The organism is Pedobacter sp. G11, from assembly GCF_003860265.1.
GTDB classification, from domain to species: Bacteria; Bacteroidota; Bacteroidia; order Sphingobacteriales; family Sphingobacteriaceae; genus Pedobacter; species Pedobacter agri.
This window is the reverse complement of the sequence record NZ_CP034190.1, coordinates 2,811,654-2,828,848: the sequence shown is the minus strand read 5'-3', so window position 1 is coordinate 2,828,848 and position 17,195 is coordinate 2,811,654. Positions and strand designations below refer to the sequence as shown.

Annotated in this window: 13 protein-coding genes; 9 read left to right on the top strand and 4 right to left on the bottom strand. The window is 39.0% G+C overall.

What is annotated here, in order from left to right; all coding sequences use genetic code 11:
* Window positions 1-59: 59 nt before the first annotated feature.
* Window positions 60-269 carry a hypothetical protein gene (locus EA772_RS22250; RefSeq protein ID WP_210405027.1) on the bottom strand — a complete coding sequence of 70 codons (210 nt, stop codon included), beginning with the start codon at window positions 267-269 and terminating at the stop codon, window positions 60-62.
* An 88-nt stretch (window positions 270-357) separates the two neighbouring features.
* Between EA772_RS22250 and EA772_RS12275 the strand changes: the two genes are divergently transcribed.
* The 6 genes from EA772_RS12275 to EA772_RS12250 all read left to right on the top strand — a co-directional run bounded on the left by EA772_RS12275 (window position 358) and on the right by EA772_RS12250 (window position 8,171).
* Window positions 358-2,265 carry an ABC-F family ATP-binding cassette domain-containing protein gene (locus EA772_RS12275; RefSeq protein WP_124915031.1) on the top strand — a complete coding sequence of 636 codons (1,908 nt, stop codon included), beginning with the start codon at window positions 358-360 and terminating at the stop codon, window positions 2,263-2,265.
* 236 nt (window positions 2,266-2,501) lie between these two features.
* Window positions 2,502-3,776: a DUF5103 domain-containing protein gene (locus tag EA772_RS12270; protein WP_124913497.1), complete on the top strand. Its 1,275-nt coding sequence runs from the start codon at window positions 2,502-2,504 to the stop codon at window positions 3,774-3,776.
* Between the two features lie 124 nt (window positions 3,777-3,900).
* Entirely contained in the window at window positions 3,901-4,866 is a 966-nt protein-coding gene (locus EA772_RS12265) for an SUMF1/EgtB/PvdO family nonheme iron enzyme (protein WP_124913496.1), read from the top strand.
* Between the two features lie 29 nt (window positions 4,867-4,895).
* The gene (locus EA772_RS12260) at window positions 4,896-6,215 is read left to right on the top strand and encodes a Gfo/Idh/MocA family oxidoreductase (RefSeq protein ID WP_124913495.1); all 1,320 of its coding nucleotides are present in this window, start codon (window positions 4,896-4,898) and stop codon (window positions 6,213-6,215) included.
* Window positions 6,216-6,221: 6 nt separating this feature from the next.
* Window positions 6,222-7,217, top strand: a complete 996-nt coding sequence (locus EA772_RS12255) for an FAD:protein FMN transferase (RefSeq protein WP_124913494.1) — start codon at window positions 6,222-6,224, stop codon at window positions 7,215-7,217.
* 27 nt (window positions 7,218-7,244) lie between these two features.
* On the top strand, window positions 7,245-8,171 hold the full coding sequence (locus EA772_RS12250; RefSeq protein WP_124913493.1) for a hydroxypyruvate isomerase family protein: 927 nt from the start codon (window positions 7,245-7,247) through the stop codon (window positions 8,169-8,171).
* A gap of 103 nt (window positions 8,172-8,274) precedes the next feature.
* On the opposite strand, the gene EA772_RS12245 is transcribed toward EA772_RS12250, so the two are convergent.
* Complete coding sequence (locus EA772_RS12245; protein ID WP_168187535.1) at window positions 8,275-9,765, bottom strand: alpha-amylase; 1,491 nt, start codon at window positions 9,763-9,765, stop codon at window positions 8,275-8,277.
* A gap of 446 nt (window positions 9,766-10,211) precedes the next feature.
* Entirely contained in the window at window positions 10,212-12,179 is a 1,968-nt protein-coding gene (locus EA772_RS12240; RefSeq protein WP_168187534.1) for a heavy metal translocating P-type ATPase, read from the bottom strand.
* 522 nt (window positions 12,180-12,701) lie between these two features.
* Between EA772_RS12240 and EA772_RS12235 the strand changes: the two genes are divergently transcribed.
* Entirely contained in the window at window positions 12,702-14,738 is a 2,037-nt protein-coding gene (locus tag EA772_RS12235; protein WP_010602502.1) for a M13 family metallopeptidase, read from the top strand.
* A gap of 208 nt (window positions 14,739-14,946) precedes the next feature.
* On the top strand, window positions 14,947-15,723 hold the full coding sequence (locus tag EA772_RS12230) for a DUF2625 family protein (protein ID WP_010602503.1): 777 nt from the start codon (window positions 14,947-14,949) through the stop codon (window positions 15,721-15,723).
* Between the two features lie 35 nt (window positions 15,724-15,758).
* On the opposite strand, the gene EA772_RS12225 is transcribed toward EA772_RS12230, so the two are convergent.
* Window positions 15,759-16,097 carry an MmcQ/YjbR family DNA-binding protein gene (locus EA772_RS12225; RefSeq protein WP_010602504.1) on the bottom strand — a complete coding sequence of 113 codons (339 nt, stop codon included), beginning with the start codon at window positions 16,095-16,097 and terminating at the stop codon, window positions 15,759-15,761.
* A gap of 160 nt (window positions 16,098-16,257) precedes the next feature.
* On the opposite strand from EA772_RS12225, the gene mnmD reads away from it, so the two are divergent.
* Window positions 16,258-16,926: a tRNA (5-methylaminomethyl-2-thiouridine)(34)-methyltransferase MnmD gene (gene mnmD / locus EA772_RS12220; RefSeq protein WP_124913491.1), complete on the top strand. Its 669-nt coding sequence runs from the start codon at window positions 16,258-16,260 to the stop codon at window positions 16,924-16,926.
* Window positions 16,927-17,195: the final 269 nt, after the last annotated feature.

Here is a 17,195-nt window from a genome sequence, read left to right as displayed (position 1 = left end):
ACTGAAGTCAACGGCAATGAAGTGCGTTGTGATAAAATAGGATGCTAATGCTATCGTTATTAAATCTCATTGCCGTCGTGCTTTAGCACACGGATTTTAGTTTGCACTCTTGCCGTTTTGCAACCGCCAATACAAGGCACAATTTTTTGTGTATAAACCTCATAGTAGCGAAAATATTTTTTGGCGCAGGTCTTCGACAGGCTCAGACTGACATGAACAAAAAGATTGCAGCGAATAGCAGGAACAAAATTACCAATAGCTGCTGCCATTGCTTTCCAAATATTAAAAAACCGAACATTTGTCTATTTCGCTTTCAGAAGGGAATTAGCTTTTAAAATTCGTACTTTTGCAGCCGAAATGATTTCAATAAATAACTTAACATTCCTCATTGGCTCAAGAGCCTTATACGACGAAGCGAACTGGCACATTAAACCGGGTGATCGAGCTGGCCTGATTGGCGCTAACGGAACGGGAAAATCGACACTATTAAAGATAATTGTAGGCGAATATGCGCCAACTTCGGGTACGGTTTCCATGTCTAAAGACTTGAAAATTGGCTATTTGAACCAGGATTTGCTTTCTTACGAATCGCATCACAGCATTTTGCATGTGGCAATGGAGGCTTTTGAGCGTCAAAACCAACTGCATGATGAAATTGAGGAATTGCTTAAAAAAATAGAAACGGATTATAGTGAAGAGGTTTTATACAAATTAAGCGATAAACAGCAGGAATTCGAGGCACTTGATGGTTATAACATTGAATACAGAGCCAACGAAATTTTAGCAGGTTTAGGTTTCAGCACTGCAGACCAACACCGTCCGCTAAATACTTTTTCCGGAGGTTGGCGCATGCGGGTAATGTTGGCAAAAATTCTTTTGCAAACGCCCGATATTCTGTTGCTGGATGAGCCGACCAACCACATGGATTTACCGTCTATTAAATGGTTGGAAAATTATTTACAAAGTTTTGAAGGTGCCATCGTAATTGTTTCTCACGATAGGTATTTCTTAGATAAAATTGTAAATAGAACGGTTGAATCGCGTAAAGGAAAATTAACGGTTTATGCCGGAAATTATAGCTTTTATGTAGAAGAAAAGGCCTTGCGTGGCGAAATTCAAAAAGGTGAATTTAAAAATCAACAAGCAAAAATCAAACAGGAAGAGCGTTTAATCGAGCGTTTTAAAGCGAAAGCATCGAAAGCAAAAATGGCGCAATCGCGGATGAAAGCTTTAGATAAAATGGAGCGTATTGATGATGTTGATGATGATAACCCGACGGTAAATTTCAGCTTTAAATTCACCAAACCATCTGGCCGACACGTGGTTCGTATTGAGCATGCAACCAAGCATTACCCAAATGTTCATATTTTGGAAGATGCAGAAGCCGTGATTGAAAAAGGCGATAAAATTGCATTGATTGGAGCGAATGGTAAAGGTAAATCGACTTTATTAAGAATGATTGCCGGTACTGAAAAATTTGAAGGTTTTTGCGAAACAGGTCATAATGTAACCACTACCTTTTTTGCGCAGCACCAGCTGGAATCTTTACACCTCGACAATGCAATTCTAGAAGAGTTACAGGCCTTTGCACCTAAACATACGGATACCGAATTGCGGAGTATTTTGGGCTGCTTTCTGTTTACCGGGGATGACGTTTTCAAAAAAATCAAGGTATTATCCGGAGGAGAAAAATCTCGTGTGGCTTTGGCAAAATCTTTAACAACAGATTCAAACTTCCTGATTCTGGATGAGCCAACCAACCACCTGGATATCCAATCAGTTAACATTTTAATTCAGGCGTTACAACAATTTGAAGGTACTTTTATCGCAGTTTCTCACGATAGGTATTTCTTAGATAATGTGGCCAATAAAATCTGGTTTATTGAAGGCGAAAAGATTAAACAATATCCAGGAACGTATGCAGAATACGAGGAATGGAATAGCAAACGCGAAATTCCGGTTGCTAAACCGATTCCGGTTAAAATGCCGGAGAAAGTAAAAGAAGCTCCGAAAGTTGCTACGCCTAATGCTGTAAATCAGTTGAAAAAACTGAACGATGAATTGAAGAAAATCGAAACCTCGATTACAGAACAGGAAGCAACGGTAAAAAATATCGAAGCAGAATTAGCTGATGAGAATGTTTACAGCAAAGCTGATAAACTGGCTGAGGCGAACAAGCGTTATTTAACTGCTAAACAAGAATTAGATAACAGCCAGGCTAAATGGGAAGCTTTAGCTGGAGAAATTATGGAACTGGAGGGTTAATCTTTCCGTTATTACGAAGTCGATTTTCATCGGCTATGGCAATTTTATAATATCGAAGCCGCAGATTTTCTGCGGCTTTTTTATTTGCCACGGAGATGCAAAAGACCTGGAAAGAAGATTGAAGAATAAATATTAATCGGACGTGAAGAAGCGAACCATAGCTTAAAAAATTTCCGGGTAACTCCACGTTTCGGTGCAAATCTTTTAAAATTGGCTAATACTCTGTACTTTTAGCCATGCACAAACTAATCGCAATACTTTTATTTTTCATACCCTCGCTCCTCTTTGCTCAAACCAATAGCTTTACTTACGAAAACAAAATTTATCAGCCGAATATAAAAACAGTACTTTGCTACAATACCAGCCGAGAGCAGAGTTTGCCGGTTATCCAGCTAAATTCAGCAGAAACAATTACATTTTCATTTGATGACTTACTTGGCGGAACGAAAAATTACTGGTATTCTATTGAGCATTGCACTTCAGACTGGCAACCCTCAAGAATATCGACCATCGATTATTTGGGTAGTTTTAACGATGATCGGATGATCAATTATCGTTATTCGTCAAACACCACCAGAAAATACACCCATTACGAACAAACTTTCCCAAATAGTCAAATACAGCCAAAAATTGGTGGAAATTATCTTTTAAAGATTTACCTGGATGGAGATAAAAATCAGCCGGTAATTTCACAACGTTTTTATATTGTAGATAATCAGGTAGCGGTTACGGCTGAAATTACCAATTCGATGCAGGTTGCTGATCGGAATTCGAAACAGAAAGTGAATTTTACGATCAATCATTCTATACCAATCCCCAACCCCTATCAGGATTTGAAAGCAGTTGTGATGCAAAACTTCAATTCCAACACCGCAACAGTAAATACACGTCCGTTTTTCGTTCGCCCAAACCAACTGGTTTACAATGATTTAACCACAAATGATTTTTGGGGCGACAATGAGTTTAGAAAATTCGACACGAGAAGTCTGCGTTATAAAGCAGATAATGTGAAGGATATTTATCGTGACAGCGAATCAGTAAATGTGATGCTTTTTCAGGATGTACCTAGAAATACCGGAGCATTTGCCAATCAATTTGATGAAAACGGCAACTTTTTTATCAAAAATACTGATGGAAGAGATGACAGAACTGAAGCTGAGTATATGAGTGTGCTGTTTACGCTCAATGCCAAAGCACCAAGCGCAAATGGCGATGCATATGTAGTAGGTAGGTTTAACAATTATACGTTAGGAAAAGAAAATAAACTGCTTTACGATGCAAGCAGAAAGCAATTTTATGCAAGTATGATGCTGAAGCAAGGCCTATATGATTATGAGTATGCCTGGTTTAATTATGATACTAAGACATTAGAAACATTTCCTTTCGAAGGTTCGTTTTTCCAGACAGAAAATACCTATCAGATTTTCGTATATTACCGTCGCCCGGGCGCTCGTTGGGAAACCTTGGTTGGCTATGCCAATTTCAGCAACCGGGTTAACGACAGGCGATAGCATAATTACTAACCATCCCCTTATTGTTACATAAATTTTCTCGAATTTGATAGCGGTTATTTACTTTAGTAATCAGATTATTAAGTAACCGAAATGCTCTAAAAGAGTATACTAACCATTTATTATGTTCAAGAAAGTTTTTGCTGCTGCATTAATTCTACTTATCCATGAGCAAAATTTTGCTCAAACTCCCCTTAAATCCTATACTCAAAATATTGACGGCACAAAACTTACCTTCGATATGCAAGCTATCCCCGCCGGAAAATTTCAGATGGGAAACAAGGCAGGCAAAACAGATGAACAACCGATTCATGAAGTAAAGCTAGATGCTTTTTGGATAGGAAAATATGAAGTAACCTGGAATATCTTCGAACCCTTTTTATACCGTGATTTTGAAAAGCAGGCAAGTGTAACAGCCATCCCGTCAGAGGTAGATGCAGTAACCCGGCCCACGAAACCCTATCTGGATATGACCTTCGGAATGGGTAAAGAAAATCAACCCGCTGTGGCCATGACGCAGTATAATGCCATTCAATTTTGCAAATGGTTATATGTAAGAACGGGCATCTTCTATCGGTTACCTACTGAAGCCGAATGGGAATATGCCTGCAGGGCAGGTAGCAATACTAATTATTCTTTCGGAGATGCGGTAACAACATTAAAAGATTACGCCTGGTATGCTGATAATAGCGACAATAAGACGCATCAGGTTGGCCAGAAGAAACCCAATGCATGGGGTTTGTATGACATGCATGGCAATGTGAGTGAGTGGACATACGATCAATATCTCCCTGATTTTTATCAAAAGGGGAAAGACAAAGTTTCAGAAAATCCGGTTGCCATCCCAGACAAACTTTATCCGAATACGGTGCGTGGCGGATCTTTTGATGAAACGCCAGAAAATTTAACCTCCTCAGCCAGGCTGGCTTCTGATCCATCATGGAAACAGTTAGATCCTCAAATACCGAAAAGCAATTGGTGGTTTCCCGAAGCACCATTTGTGGGCATGCGCCTGGTTCGGCCAGCTAAAACACCAGCTAAAGCCGAGATTGAGGCTTACTACAACAAACAACCAATTAAAGATTTATAACTAAACTGATCTAAACCTATACTTCAGAAATGAAAAAAGAACCAAACACACAGGAAAGACGAAATTTTTTGAAAGCCTCTGCCCTATTGGCTGGAGGAGCGATGTTAAGCAGCATCCCACTCGCAGGCGCTTATGCATCAGGCAATGACACCATAAAAATTGCCTTAATTGGTTGCGGAGATAGAGGAACCGGCGCAGCTTTTCAGGCATTAAGTACAAAATTCAATATCAAACTGGTAGCCATGGCAGATGCTTTTCAAGATCGTCTGGATAGCAGCTTCCAATCGCTTAATACAAAGTTCGCAGCAAAAATGGATGTTCCGAAAGAGCGCCAGTTTGTAGGTTTTGATGCTTACCTAAAAGCTATCCCACTCGCTGATGTTGTACTGCTGGTAACCCCTCCAGGTTTCAGACCCATCCACTTTGAAGAAGCCATTAAACAGGGTAAACACGTATTTATGGAAAAACCCGTTGCCGTTGATGCGCCGGGAATTAGAAAAGTTTTGGCTGCAGCAGAAATTGCAAAAAGTAAAAAACTTAATGTGGTTGTGGGTTTGCAGCGACGTTATCAGGCCAATTATCGGGAAGCGATGAAGCGGGTTCAGGAAGGCGCCATTGGCGATATCGTATCGGGCCAGGTTTACTGGAACAGTGGCGGGGTTTGGGTACGGCCACGAGTTGCCAACCAAACCGAAATGGAATACCAAATGCGTAACTGGTATTATTTCAACTGGTTGTGTGGCGATCATATTGTAGAACAACATGTTCATAACATCGATATTGCCAACTGGATTAAAGGAACCCACCCGATTTCCGTTCAGGGAACAGGAAGCAGAGCCTGGAGAACCGGGAAAGATTACGGTGAAATTTATGATAACCATGCCGTAGAATTAACCTACGCCGATGGGTCAGTAATCTACAGTCAGTGTAAACATTTTGAAGGTGTTCCGAACCGTGTTGATGAAACTTTCCAGGGTACAAAAGGTAAAATTTATTTATCTGCTGGCAACCAGGCCAAACTTTGGGATTGGAAAGGCAATGTAATCTATAATCACAACACCAAGGGAAACGCCAACCCTTATCAAACTGAGCACGATGAACTTTTCGATGCCATTTCAAAGGGCGAATATAAATTTGACAATGCAGAATATGGCGCACACAGCACCCTGACCGGAATTATTGGTCGCTATGCCACCTATTCCGGACAAACCATCAAATGGGATGAAGCGTTGGCCGCCAATAATAGTTTAATGCCGGAGCGCTTCGCCTGGGATGCCAATCCGAAATTGATGCCAGATGCGAATGGACTTTATCCGATTGCGATGCCTGGGAAAACTAAAGTTTTGTAAGTTAACATGATGGTTAAAACCTGGTTTCTTTGTCTGCCATTCTTTTACTATTTGTTTCTGATAAACGATCAAAAGCAATATAAAATCCATGGATTTGCGCAGGGAACCGATTATACCATCATGTACTACGCAACAGATAGTGTGATTACCAGAACTAGTATTGATAGTTTACTTGGTAAAATTGATCAGTCGATGTCTTTATACAAAAAAAACTCACTCATTACCCAGTTCAATTCTGCAGAACATGAAATAGAAACGGATTTGTTTCTAAATGATGTTTTAAAGAGAAGCTTTGAAATCAACAAAGACACAAAGGGCATTTTCGATATCACGGTTGCTCCTTTAGTTCAAGCCTGGGGCTTCGGCCCAACGGAGAGTAAGATAGTTCCTAGTGATCAAAAGATAAAATCGATATTGACATGCATTGGAATGAAAAACCTGAAGCTGAATAAAGGCAAACTAACCAAAACGAAACCTTGTGTCCAAATCGACTTAAATGGAATTGCGCAGGGGTACAGCGTAGATTTAATAGCAGATTACCTGACCAAAAAAGGTATTAAAAGTTATGTGGCGGAGTTAGGCGGAGAGATTAGGATATTAGGTCCGAAACCAGATGGAACGCCAATGAAAATCGGCATTGAAGGCCCTGACCAAAATGGATTTCCGGTAATCAGACACATTGCGACACTTAACGCCGGAGCAATTACCACATCAGGTAACTACAGAAAGTACCATCAAAACGGAAACAAAAAATTCTCTCATTTGATTGATACCAAAACAGGTTATCCTATTGAAAATGAAATGATCAGTGTAACTGTTTATGCCAAAAATGCCATCACTGCCGATGGGTATGACAACGCTTTGATGGGTATGCACTTAACGGAAGCGTTAAGTTTTGTAGCGGAACGAAAAGATTTGGAAGCATATTTTGTTTACCATAAAAAAGACGGTTCTGTTGCAGATACTTTATCAAGCGGATTTAAGAAATTAATAAAAAATTAGCGACCCGTACACCTAATAAAGCAACAAATGAAAAGGAGTGAATTTATAAAAAATAGTCTGCTCACAGCATCTGCAATAGCCTCAGGCATTGGCATCACAGATTCTTTTGCAGCTGAAAAAGCTGGCGTAAAAATAGCTGACAAGCCTTTTAACATGGATTACGCCCCACACCAGGGAATGTTTGCAAACCATGCCGGAAAAAATTTTCTCGATCAGATCCAGTTTATGTATGATAAAGGTTTTCGCTCTATTGAAGATAATGGATATTTGGCCAGGCCAATTGATGAGCAGGAAAAAATTGGAAATTTATTAGCTAAGCTTGGTATGCGGATGGGTGTTTTTGTGGTTGATGGAGGAGACAACTGGAAAACATCATTAACGACCGGAAAAAAGGAGTTTAAAGATAAGTTTGTAGAAACCTGTAAAAAGTCAGTTGAAGCTGCTAAACGTTGTAATGCCAAATGGTTAACGGTTGTACCTGGGTTTTATGAGAGGAATTTACCCTACGGAAATCAGTTTGCAAATGTGATTGATGCAATGCGTGCAGGGGCTGAAATTTTCGAACCTCACGGTTTAATAATGGTTTTAGAAACGTTAAGCGATACTCCAGAATTATTTCTCCAGAAAACCAATGAGACTTATGCAGTTTGCAAAGCGGTAAAAAGTCCTTCCTGCAAAATTCTTTACGATATCTACCATATGCAACGCACCGAAGGCGATTTAATTAAAACCATTGATCGCTGTTGGGACGAAATTGCCTACGTGCAAATTGGAGATAACCCTGGCAGAAAAGAACCAACAACTGGCGAAATTAATTATAAAAATATATTTAAGCATTTACACAACAAAGGCTACAAAGGTGTAATGGGCATGGAACACGGAAATTCAAAACCAGATAAAGCTGGAGAATTAGCGGTTATTCAGGCTTACAGACAGGAAGATAATTTCTTGTAATATTCGAAGGTCGAGATTTGTAATCTCGACCTTCGTTTTATTAAACAGTTAGCCGGAATTTGTAACCCGAAGGCTAAACGAAATTTATTGTAACGATTAAAAATTAATCGTTTTTTAAAATCCAAACCGAAACACTTCCTGCATCACAATGAAATTCTGCCCAGCCACTTTCATCGATGACAACTTCTTGTTCTCTATGACCTAAAGCATCTATAAAAGTTTTTCCAGCTAAATTTTGTCCCACTTCCATCTTTTTAAATCCTTCATCGCCTGTACTTAACAATACAGCAATTCCGCTATTTTCATGTTCCTCATCTCCTCCCCTGGTCCAACCCACACAGTTTGAATGATCGAAATAGTCGCGTTGTTCACCATAAGAAAGGTTAGCCCTCACTTTACTCATAATTTCCAGCCCTGGTAAAATCGCTAAATCAACGTGTGTATCTTCTCCTTCTGGATTTTTATCATCATAAATCCCGCCATATAAATCGGGAAAAAACAGACATGGAATTCCTTGTTCTCTTAATAAGATAATGGAATATGCTATCGGCCTGAACCAAAATTCGACATAACTTTCTAAAGCCTGTAGCGGCTGCGAATCATGATTATCAACAAAAGTAACTGCCAATTCGGGAGAAATAGAAATCAGGGTATTATCGAAAATGGTACGCATATCAAACCCATTCCCATCTTTACTGGCCAGGAAGAAGTTATGGTGAAGTAAAGAATCGAAAATTTGAGTTTTTCCCTCCATCAGTCTAAGGTACTCTTCCTGCGATTCGGTATTTTCTACATTCCAGTCTTCGGCAACAATAAAAAACTTGCGTTGATATTTTTCTTCCAGGTGGTCAATCCACTCTTTGATAAAATCAGGATTGATGTGTTTAACCGCATCTAACCTGAATCCATCAATATTGGTGGTTTCTACCAACCATTCTCCCCAATATTTCAGTTCCTCCACTACAGCACGGTTTCTGTAATCGATATCGCTAAACATTAAGTAATCGTAATTGCCAAGTTCAGTTGAGGGGACCTCTTCAAAACCTTCTCCCACATGATTTTGGATAGAATAAATGGCAGTTTCCTTCAAATCTTCAGCCCAGTCAACACCGCTGAAACATTGATGATCCCAGATAAAGGTTGAATATTTACCTGCCCTGTTTGGAAAGGTAAATTTAGTCCAGGCTTCAATTTCAAATACATCACTCGTAAATTCATTCCTGTTATCAGGATTTACTGTTCTAACTGGGACTTTTTCCAGCTCATCGCCACCTGCTTTATGATTAAAAACAATATCAGCTAAGGCTGAGATTCCTTGATCTTGCAAAGCTTTAATCGCGTCGATATATTCTTGCTTTGTACCATAGCGTGTGTTTACACTTCCCTTTTGGTCAAATTCGCCTAAATCAAATAAATCGTAAACATCGTAACCAACAGAATATCCACCTGTGCTTGCTTTATAAGCGGGCGGTAACCACACTCCTGTTACTCCAATTTCGTTAAGATGCGCAGCCTCTTGTGCTACTTTAGTCCATAAATTTTGTTCTTCGTTATAATACCAATGGAAATATTGAATAATCGTCTGATTTTGCATTAATCTAAATTTTAAGTTAAGATAACATGGATTTAGATTAATTGTTTTGTGATAGCACGCTTGTCGGAAATAGACCAATGCTTTGACATTTAAAGTTTTCATGCCAGAGCCATTTTTGGAATTTTTCACTGCCATGCAGCAACTAATCGTTCGGAAAATATGATATGTAACCGCTAAAAAAAAAACTGGCTAAGATGTTTTTACACAGCTGGCTTTGCAAAAAGTTACCTGCTTTGATCAAAATATCCTGATGCATACGCGAAGTTTCAGGATTCATTTGAAGAATTTTCCCTTAGATTAAGCTCTACCTGATCATTATAAGCCAATTCAGACAAACATAACTTTAAGTTAAGAGGCATTAATATCATTGAGTTCTCGATGGGGTTCATTCTTTAGGGCAAGATATGGGATCGGATCCGCTATAAACAAATTACTAATCTGTAGATTTAGAATTTCATTTTTTGAATTCTAACGGCATTTAAAATAGCCAACAATGCCACACCAACATCTGCAAAAACAGCTTCCCACATAGTGGCCAAACCTCCGGCACCCAAAATTAACACCAATGCTTTTACCGCGAAAGCCAGCACAATATTTTGAATCACAACATTTTTTGTAGCCTTGCCGATTTTAATAGCAGTAGCAATTTTTGAGGGTTGATCTGTTTGAATCACTACATCTGCGGTTTCAATTGCAGCATCGCTACCCATCGCACCCATTGCCATGCCTATATCGCTAATGGCCAACACTGGTGTATCATTAATGCCGTCACCAACAAAAGCAACTACCCTGGTTTTATCCTGCTTAATCTCTTCTAACTTTGCAACTTTATCTTCCGGCAATAAATCACCAAAGTAAGTATCTATGCCTAAAATGCCGGCAACTTTTTTAACAATGGATGTTTTATCACCACTCAGCATCACCACCTGTTTTACGCCATTGGCATGCAATTGTTTAATCGCTTCCGCAGCATCTTCTTTTATTTCATCGGCAATTAAAATGTAACCTGCGTATTGTCCATCAACTGCAACCATAACAATACTTTCTTCAATTGCTGCAACTTCAGGATCAAAACTGATGTTAAATTTCTCCAGAAGTTTCGCATTACCAGCAAGCACAACTTTACCATTTACATTTCCTTTCAACCCCATTCCTGCTATCTCTTCAATATTTTCAGCAGGATGAATTTTATTGTTTCCGGTATATTCTACAATTGCTTTTGCAATCGGATGCGTAGATTTCGCTTCGACAGCGGCCAACAGACTCAAAAATTCCTCTTCAATGATCTTACTTTCTACTTTTTGAAGCTTGAAAACACCTTTGGTAAGTGTTCCGGTTTTATCCATTACAACGGTATTCAGTTTAGTAATCAGATCTAAAAAGTTAGAGCCTTTAAATAAAATTCCTTGCGCAGATGCTGCCCCTATTCCACCAAAATACCCTAACGGAATAGAAATCACCAAAGCGCAGGGGCAGGAAATAACCAAAAAAACCAGCGAGCGGTATAGCCAGGTTTGGAAATGATAGTTGCTTCCCAAAAACAAAAAAGGTATGGTAACTAAAGCAAGTGCCAGAAAAAAAACAATTGGTGTGTAAACCTTCGCAAATTTCCGTATAAATAATTCAGTTTTGGCTTTCCTGGTAGTGGCATTTTGAACCATTTCCAGGATGCGGGACAGCGCACTATCGGCAAAAGCTTTCGTCACCTTTATTTCGATCACTTTATCCAAATTCAGCATACCGGCCAAAACACTTTCGCCTTTATTAATGGTTTTGGGTTTGCTTTCTCCCGTTAAGGCTGAGGTATTAAAACTGCTTTTTTCTGATAACATTTCCCCATCCAGCGGAATTTTTTCACCTGCTTTTATTTGAATGGTTTCGCCAATCGCTACTTTTTCGGGGTTAACACTTTCGTATTTTTCGTTTCTTAAAACATGGGCCACATCAGCCCGAACATCGAGCAGGGCAGATATATTTCTCTTCGCCCGGTTTACAGCAGCCATTTGAAACAATTCGCCTATGGTATAGAAAAGCATTACCGTTACGCCCTCCGGATATTCGCCTATTGCAAAAGCTCCGATGGTAGCAATAGACATCAACGAAAACTCTGTAAAAAAGTCTTTCGCTTTAAATGTTTCCCAAACTTCTTTTAAAACTGGAACTCCTACAGGCAGATAAGCCACAATATACCAATATGGCCTAATGATTTTAAAAGCCTCAACTTTAAAAATATTATCGAAGGCAATGCCAATAAGCAGCATTGCTAAAGTAATTATTGCAGGTAAATAAGTTTTAAATGCTGATGGATCTCCACCATGATCATGGTCATGCTCATCGCCGTCTTCGTGGCGGTGTTCGTGTTGGTGTGCCTTGCTGCTACAACAGCTATCTTCGTTATCGTGTGAATGACTCATTTATTTGCGTTTTGAAAAGCAGTTTTTTGGTACTTCTCGGTTTATTTTTTTTGCTATCATTTTACCGTGATTTAACATTGGAACCACTTTCTCGGATTAGATCGCAAAATAGGTGCATTGTTTTAAGTTTAATAAACCCGATTGCCGCGAAAACCAAAAGCTTTTTCTGCTTTTGTTGTAGCAAAAAGCGGGACTAAAAATGCGATGAAACAACAAACGTTCGTTTTCAAGGCTTATAAAGATATCAGCCTTCTCCCAAAATTAACGCTTTATTCTGAATCATTCTTAATAATCAAAATTTTTACAAGCACACAATAAAAGATGTTAAAAAATGTTAATACTGTAATAAGATTCAAAAACCATGAAATCCTTAAAATTCCATTTCTCGCCTGCTGAATTCATTAGACGCCTAGGTTTAGCAAAAATTTACTACTGGTTTAACAAGTAATATTCTTAATATATTGTTTCAGTATTAATTAGTATTTCATAAATTTCGCTGTTATAACTAACTTAATTAAGCGAATGAAATACCAAAACTTGAAAAGATACTTTGCGGCACTGGGTATAGTCGCTGCTGGCTTTTCTGCAAATGCACAAACTACCAAAAAATTTATCGACCCTGCAAACATGGATTTATCCGTTAAGCCTGGCGATGATTTCTACACCTATGCAAGTGGTACATGGGTAAAAAACAATCCTGTTCCGGCAAAAGAGACACGCTGGGGCTCATTCAATGAACTACGTGATTTTAATATTAATGCGGTTAAATCGCTGGTAGAAGAAGCTGCAGCTGATAAATCTGCACCTGCCGGATCGGTAAAACGCCGTGTTGGCGATTTCTTTGCTGCAGCAATGGATACCGTTGCCATAGAAAAATTAGGCTACACGCCCATCAAAGCCGATTTAGAAAAAATTAAACAAATTAAAGATGTTCAGGGCGTTTTAGATCAGGTTGCTTACATGCGTGTGAGTGGCATTGGCAGCCCAATGTTCGGCCTTGGTGTGGGCCAGGATCGTAAAAACGTTAATAAATACATGGTTAACATTGGCCAGGGTGGCACTACTTTGCCAGATCGTGATTATTATTTAAAAGACGATGCCCGAAGCGTAAAAATCCGTGAAGCTTACGATACTTACATTACCACTTTATTTTCGCTAACAGGAAGTACGCCTGAAGAAGCAAAACAAAAGGCTGCAACGGTTTTCAAAATTGAAAAACAGTTTGCTGAAGCGCAAATGAGCCGCTTGGAAATGCGTGATCCTTATGCAACTTATAATAAATTAACAGTTACAGAACTGAACAGTAAAACGCCAGGAATAAACTGGTCAACTTATTTAACCAAGTTTAAAATTAAAGGTCAGGACACTTTATTAGTTTCATCACCGAAATTTATGACTAGCCTTGATGGTATGTTAAAATCAGTTTCTGTTGCTGATTGGAAAACTTACTTAGCATGGAATGTATTAAAAAGTTCTGCAGGTAGTTTAAGCTCGCCATTCGTTAAAGCAAGTTTCGCATTTACACAGGCACAAACCGGTCAAAAAGTTCAAACCCCACGCTGGCAACGCATGTCATCATTAACTGATGGCACGATTGGCGAATTATTAGGTCAGCTTTATGTGGCTAAATATTTCAAACCTGAAGCGAAAGCACGTATGGATGCCATGATTGTAAACCTACGTAAGGCTTTCGAAATCAGAATTAAAGGTTTAGAGTGGATGAGCGATGAAACCAAGAAAAAAGCGCTTGAAAAACTTGCAGCTTTCGAGCCAAAAGTAGGTTATACCACAAAGTGGGAAACTTATACTGGCTTGAATATTAACAGAGCTACTTATTTTCAAAACCTACGTAATGCGAGTGTTTGGGGTTACAATGAGAACGTGAGCAGATTGGGTAAACCAGTTGACCGCACCCGTTTCGGTATGACGCCGCCAACGGTAAATGCCTCTTATAGCCCAACAATGAATTCAATTACTTTCCCTGCCGGAATTTTACAATTTCCATTCTTCGATCCAAATGCGGATGATGCTTTGAATTATGGCGGCATTGGTGCAGTAATCGGCCATGAAATGAGCCATGGTTTTGATGATAGCGGAAGCCAGTATGATGCAAAAGGAAACCTGAAAAACTGGTGGACTGCTGAAGACCGCAAAAAGTTTGAGGAGAAAACCAAAGCTTTAGGTGAGCAATTTGATGCTTATACTGTTTTAGACACCATTCATGTTATTGGTAAATTAACAATGGGCGAAAACATTGGCGATTTAGGTGGTTTAAATGCTGCATACACTGCCTTCAAGATGACTAAACAAGGTCAGAGCAACGAGAAAATTGACGGTTTTACCCCAGATCAACGTTTCTTCTTAGCATGGGCACAAGTTTGGAGAGGTAATATTTTACCAGAAAGTGCTGCTCAGTTAATTAAAACCGACCCACACTCTCCTGGACCATACCGTACCATTGGTGCACCAGTAAATATGGATGCGTGGTACAATGCATTTGATGTGAAACCTGGTGATAAATTATACAAGAAACCAGAAGACAGAATTAGAATGTGGTAGTTTCAAGGCTTTGGGTTTAAAGGTTAAGGGTGAAAAGGGTTCATCGTAAATCCTTTAACACCTCAAAAGTTTTTCATCCCAGAGAGGAATATCAAACCTATAATGCAAACGTCCCGATTATTCGGGACGTTTTTGCGTTAATTAATAGCCGTCAATTCTGAATTTATTAATTATCATTCTATCTTTGAGAAATTTAAGTTCCCTTCGCATGAAATCTATTGTCAAATCATTCTTTATCATAGCCTTATCTTTCATCTCATTCTCAGGCTTCGCTCAGAATAACTTAATAAGTTTAGATGCGCTGATTAATAAGACCGATCCGGCCTGGCCCTTGGTTAAAAAATGGATTGAGTCTGCTAAAAATAAAGTAGAAGTTCTGCCTGTTGATTCAGCGAAAGCAAAAGAAACTTTATACAATGCCCAGGTATCTACCTACGCAACTTTAGGCTCAGTAATTTACAATACTGGCGGAATTATGGTTGATAATGGCTGGATCAGGATTTTAGGATCGGGCAGTGAGCGGCTGAGCAGGGATATAGCAAGCTGGAACAAGGAGAAAACAATAAAAGAATATGGCGATAAAATTCCTTATTTGTTAATTGCAGACGACGCCATTGGTGGCTTTTTCGCAATTAATTACGGGGGCTTAGGACCAGACGTAAAAAATGTTTATTATCTCGAACCTAACACTTTAACATGGCAACCGCTTGGTGCAGGTTATGGAGAATTTTTAGTTTTTTGTTTTGACAGCGATTTAAATAAGTTTTACAAAGGTTTGCGTTGGAGTACCTGGGATCAATTTATTGCTAACCTCGATGGAACTAAAACTTACAGTTTCCGTCCGTATTTATGGCAAAAAGATACTGATATAGAAAAAAGCAGCAGGAAGCTTGTCGGTATAGAGGAAATGTACCGTTTCAATATTTTAAAATCCAAAGAGCTTAATGCCGATGCCGGGATAAAAAAAGATGATTCAAAACAGTAAGTGAACGGATTTAGCGCTGTGCAACTGAAAGAAAATTAGGCGTATTTAGCCTGGGTTTTCTTTGGTAGCTTCGCTAAAACTAATGCTCTCGAATCTGCTACTCTAGCTTTTAGCTCTTTATCATTTAAAACATCAAGATTTTCAACCTGAATCCATTGCCGCTTGGCTAAGTGATATGCCTGGGCAATTCCATCCCTGGCGGTCAATGCGTCGAAATCATCCGGATTACACTTGATAGAAAAGCTGCTTCCAGTATCAATATCTGCAATAACAAATATTTTTTCCTCTATCATAAAACACAAATGATCCCACTTCATGCCTTCTGTTGTGCCCGGCAGACTTAAACAATATTCTCTGAAAGATTCGATATCCATTTAGGGTTTAGGGTTTAGGGTTTAGGGTTTAGGGTTTAGGGTAAACAAGCACGAATTTTACTATGTTTGCACCAACTGTAATGCTAAAACGAAAGTAGTAATTCTTCACAAGAATTTTAAAATATCATCATTATCTAAGTCCTGATCAAAATCTTTGCAAATGAATATTATTACCCCAACTGCCGACGGTTCAAATACACTTTATAACGAAACCATTGGCGAACATTATCATAGCAAACACGGCGCTCTGCAAGAAAGTAAACATGTTTTTATTGATGCAGGTTTAAAATTTGCTTCGGCAGGAAAATCAGACATTTCGATTTTGGAGGTTGGTTTTGGAACAGGCTTAAATTTTATATTAAGTTTCGAATATTGCACTCAAAATAAGATCAAACTGGATTATAACAGCATTGAAGCGTTTCCTTTAACGCTGGATGTAATTAACCAAACCGGTTACGCAGAATATGTTGCTCCTGCAATCTGGAATGACTTTACAGCAAACTATGACCAGGCTTTAATAAAAGCGCAAAACATATCACCGTTATGCATTTTAGAAATTCCACATACTACATTAGCAGAATTTAAGGCTGATAGAAAGTTCGATGTGATTTATTATGATGCTTTTTCGGTGCAGCATCAACCCGAAATGTGGAGCGACGAAATGATAGCCCATGCCTGCAGTTTCTTAAAGCCGGGCGGCACTTTTGTTACCTATGCCATTACCGGAAAACTTAAACGTGCTGTGAAAGCAAATGGCTTTACCATTGAAAAGTTACCCGGGGCACCTGGAAAAAGAGAAATGTTAAGAGCTGTGAAAGCACTGGTTTAACACCAAGGATTTTTACTGTACGCCAAAGCCGAAAAACTTACATCATCGCACAAGCCTGTGTATTTAAACCCGGATGTAGCGGCACCCTTTTAACTATGATCCTGGGCTTCAGCGAAAGATAGTTAAAAGGTATAGCGGAAAACGGGACTGACGCAAAAATGGAACGGTAAGTTGCTTTCCAAGCTTTTTTAAATTATTTCTGACAAAAAACAGACTACTCAAAGAAAACCAGGCTTCGTTTCGAATTGTTAAGTCATCAATAAATTGCA

Coding starts and splice junctions, on each gene's coding strand:
- EA772_RS22250 (WP_210405027.1), bottom strand. CDS start 269: ATGGCAGCAGCTATTGGTAATTTTGTTCCTGCTATTCGCTGCAATCTT.
- EA772_RS12275 (WP_124915031.1), top strand. CDS start 358: ATGATTTCAATAAATAACTTAACATTCCTCATTGGCTCAAGAGCCTTA.
- EA772_RS12270 (WP_124913497.1), top strand. CDS start 2,502: ATGCACAAACTAATCGCAATACTTTTATTTTTCATACCCTCGCTCCTC.
- EA772_RS12265 (WP_124913496.1), top strand. CDS start 3,901: ATGTTCAAGAAAGTTTTTGCTGCTGCATTAATTCTACTTATCCATGAG.
- EA772_RS12260 (WP_124913495.1), top strand. CDS start 4,896: ATGAAAAAAGAACCAAACACACAGGAAAGACGAAATTTTTTGAAAGCC.
- EA772_RS12255 (WP_124913494.1), top strand. CDS start 6,222: ATGATGGTTAAAACCTGGTTTCTTTGTCTGCCATTCTTTTACTATTTG.
- EA772_RS12250 (WP_124913493.1), top strand. CDS start 7,245: ATGAAAAGGAGTGAATTTATAAAAAATAGTCTGCTCACAGCATCTGCA.
- EA772_RS12245 (WP_168187535.1), bottom strand. CDS start 9,765: ATGCAAAATCAGACGATTATTCAATATTTCCATTGGTATTATAACGAA.
- EA772_RS12240 (WP_168187534.1), bottom strand. CDS start 12,179: ATGAGTCATTCACACGATAACGAAGATAGCTGTTGTAGCAGCAAGGCA.
- EA772_RS12235 (WP_010602502.1), top strand. CDS start 12,702: ATGAAATACCAAAACTTGAAAAGATACTTTGCGGCACTGGGTATAGTC.
- EA772_RS12230 (WP_010602503.1), top strand. CDS start 14,947: ATGAAATCTATTGTCAAATCATTCTTTATCATAGCCTTATCTTTCATC.
- EA772_RS12225 (WP_010602504.1), bottom strand. CDS start 16,097: ATGGATATCGAATCTTTCAGAGAATATTGTTTAAGTCTGCCGGGCACA.
- mnmD (WP_124913491.1), top strand. CDS start 16,258: ATGAATATTATTACCCCAACTGCCGACGGTTCAAATACACTTTATAAC.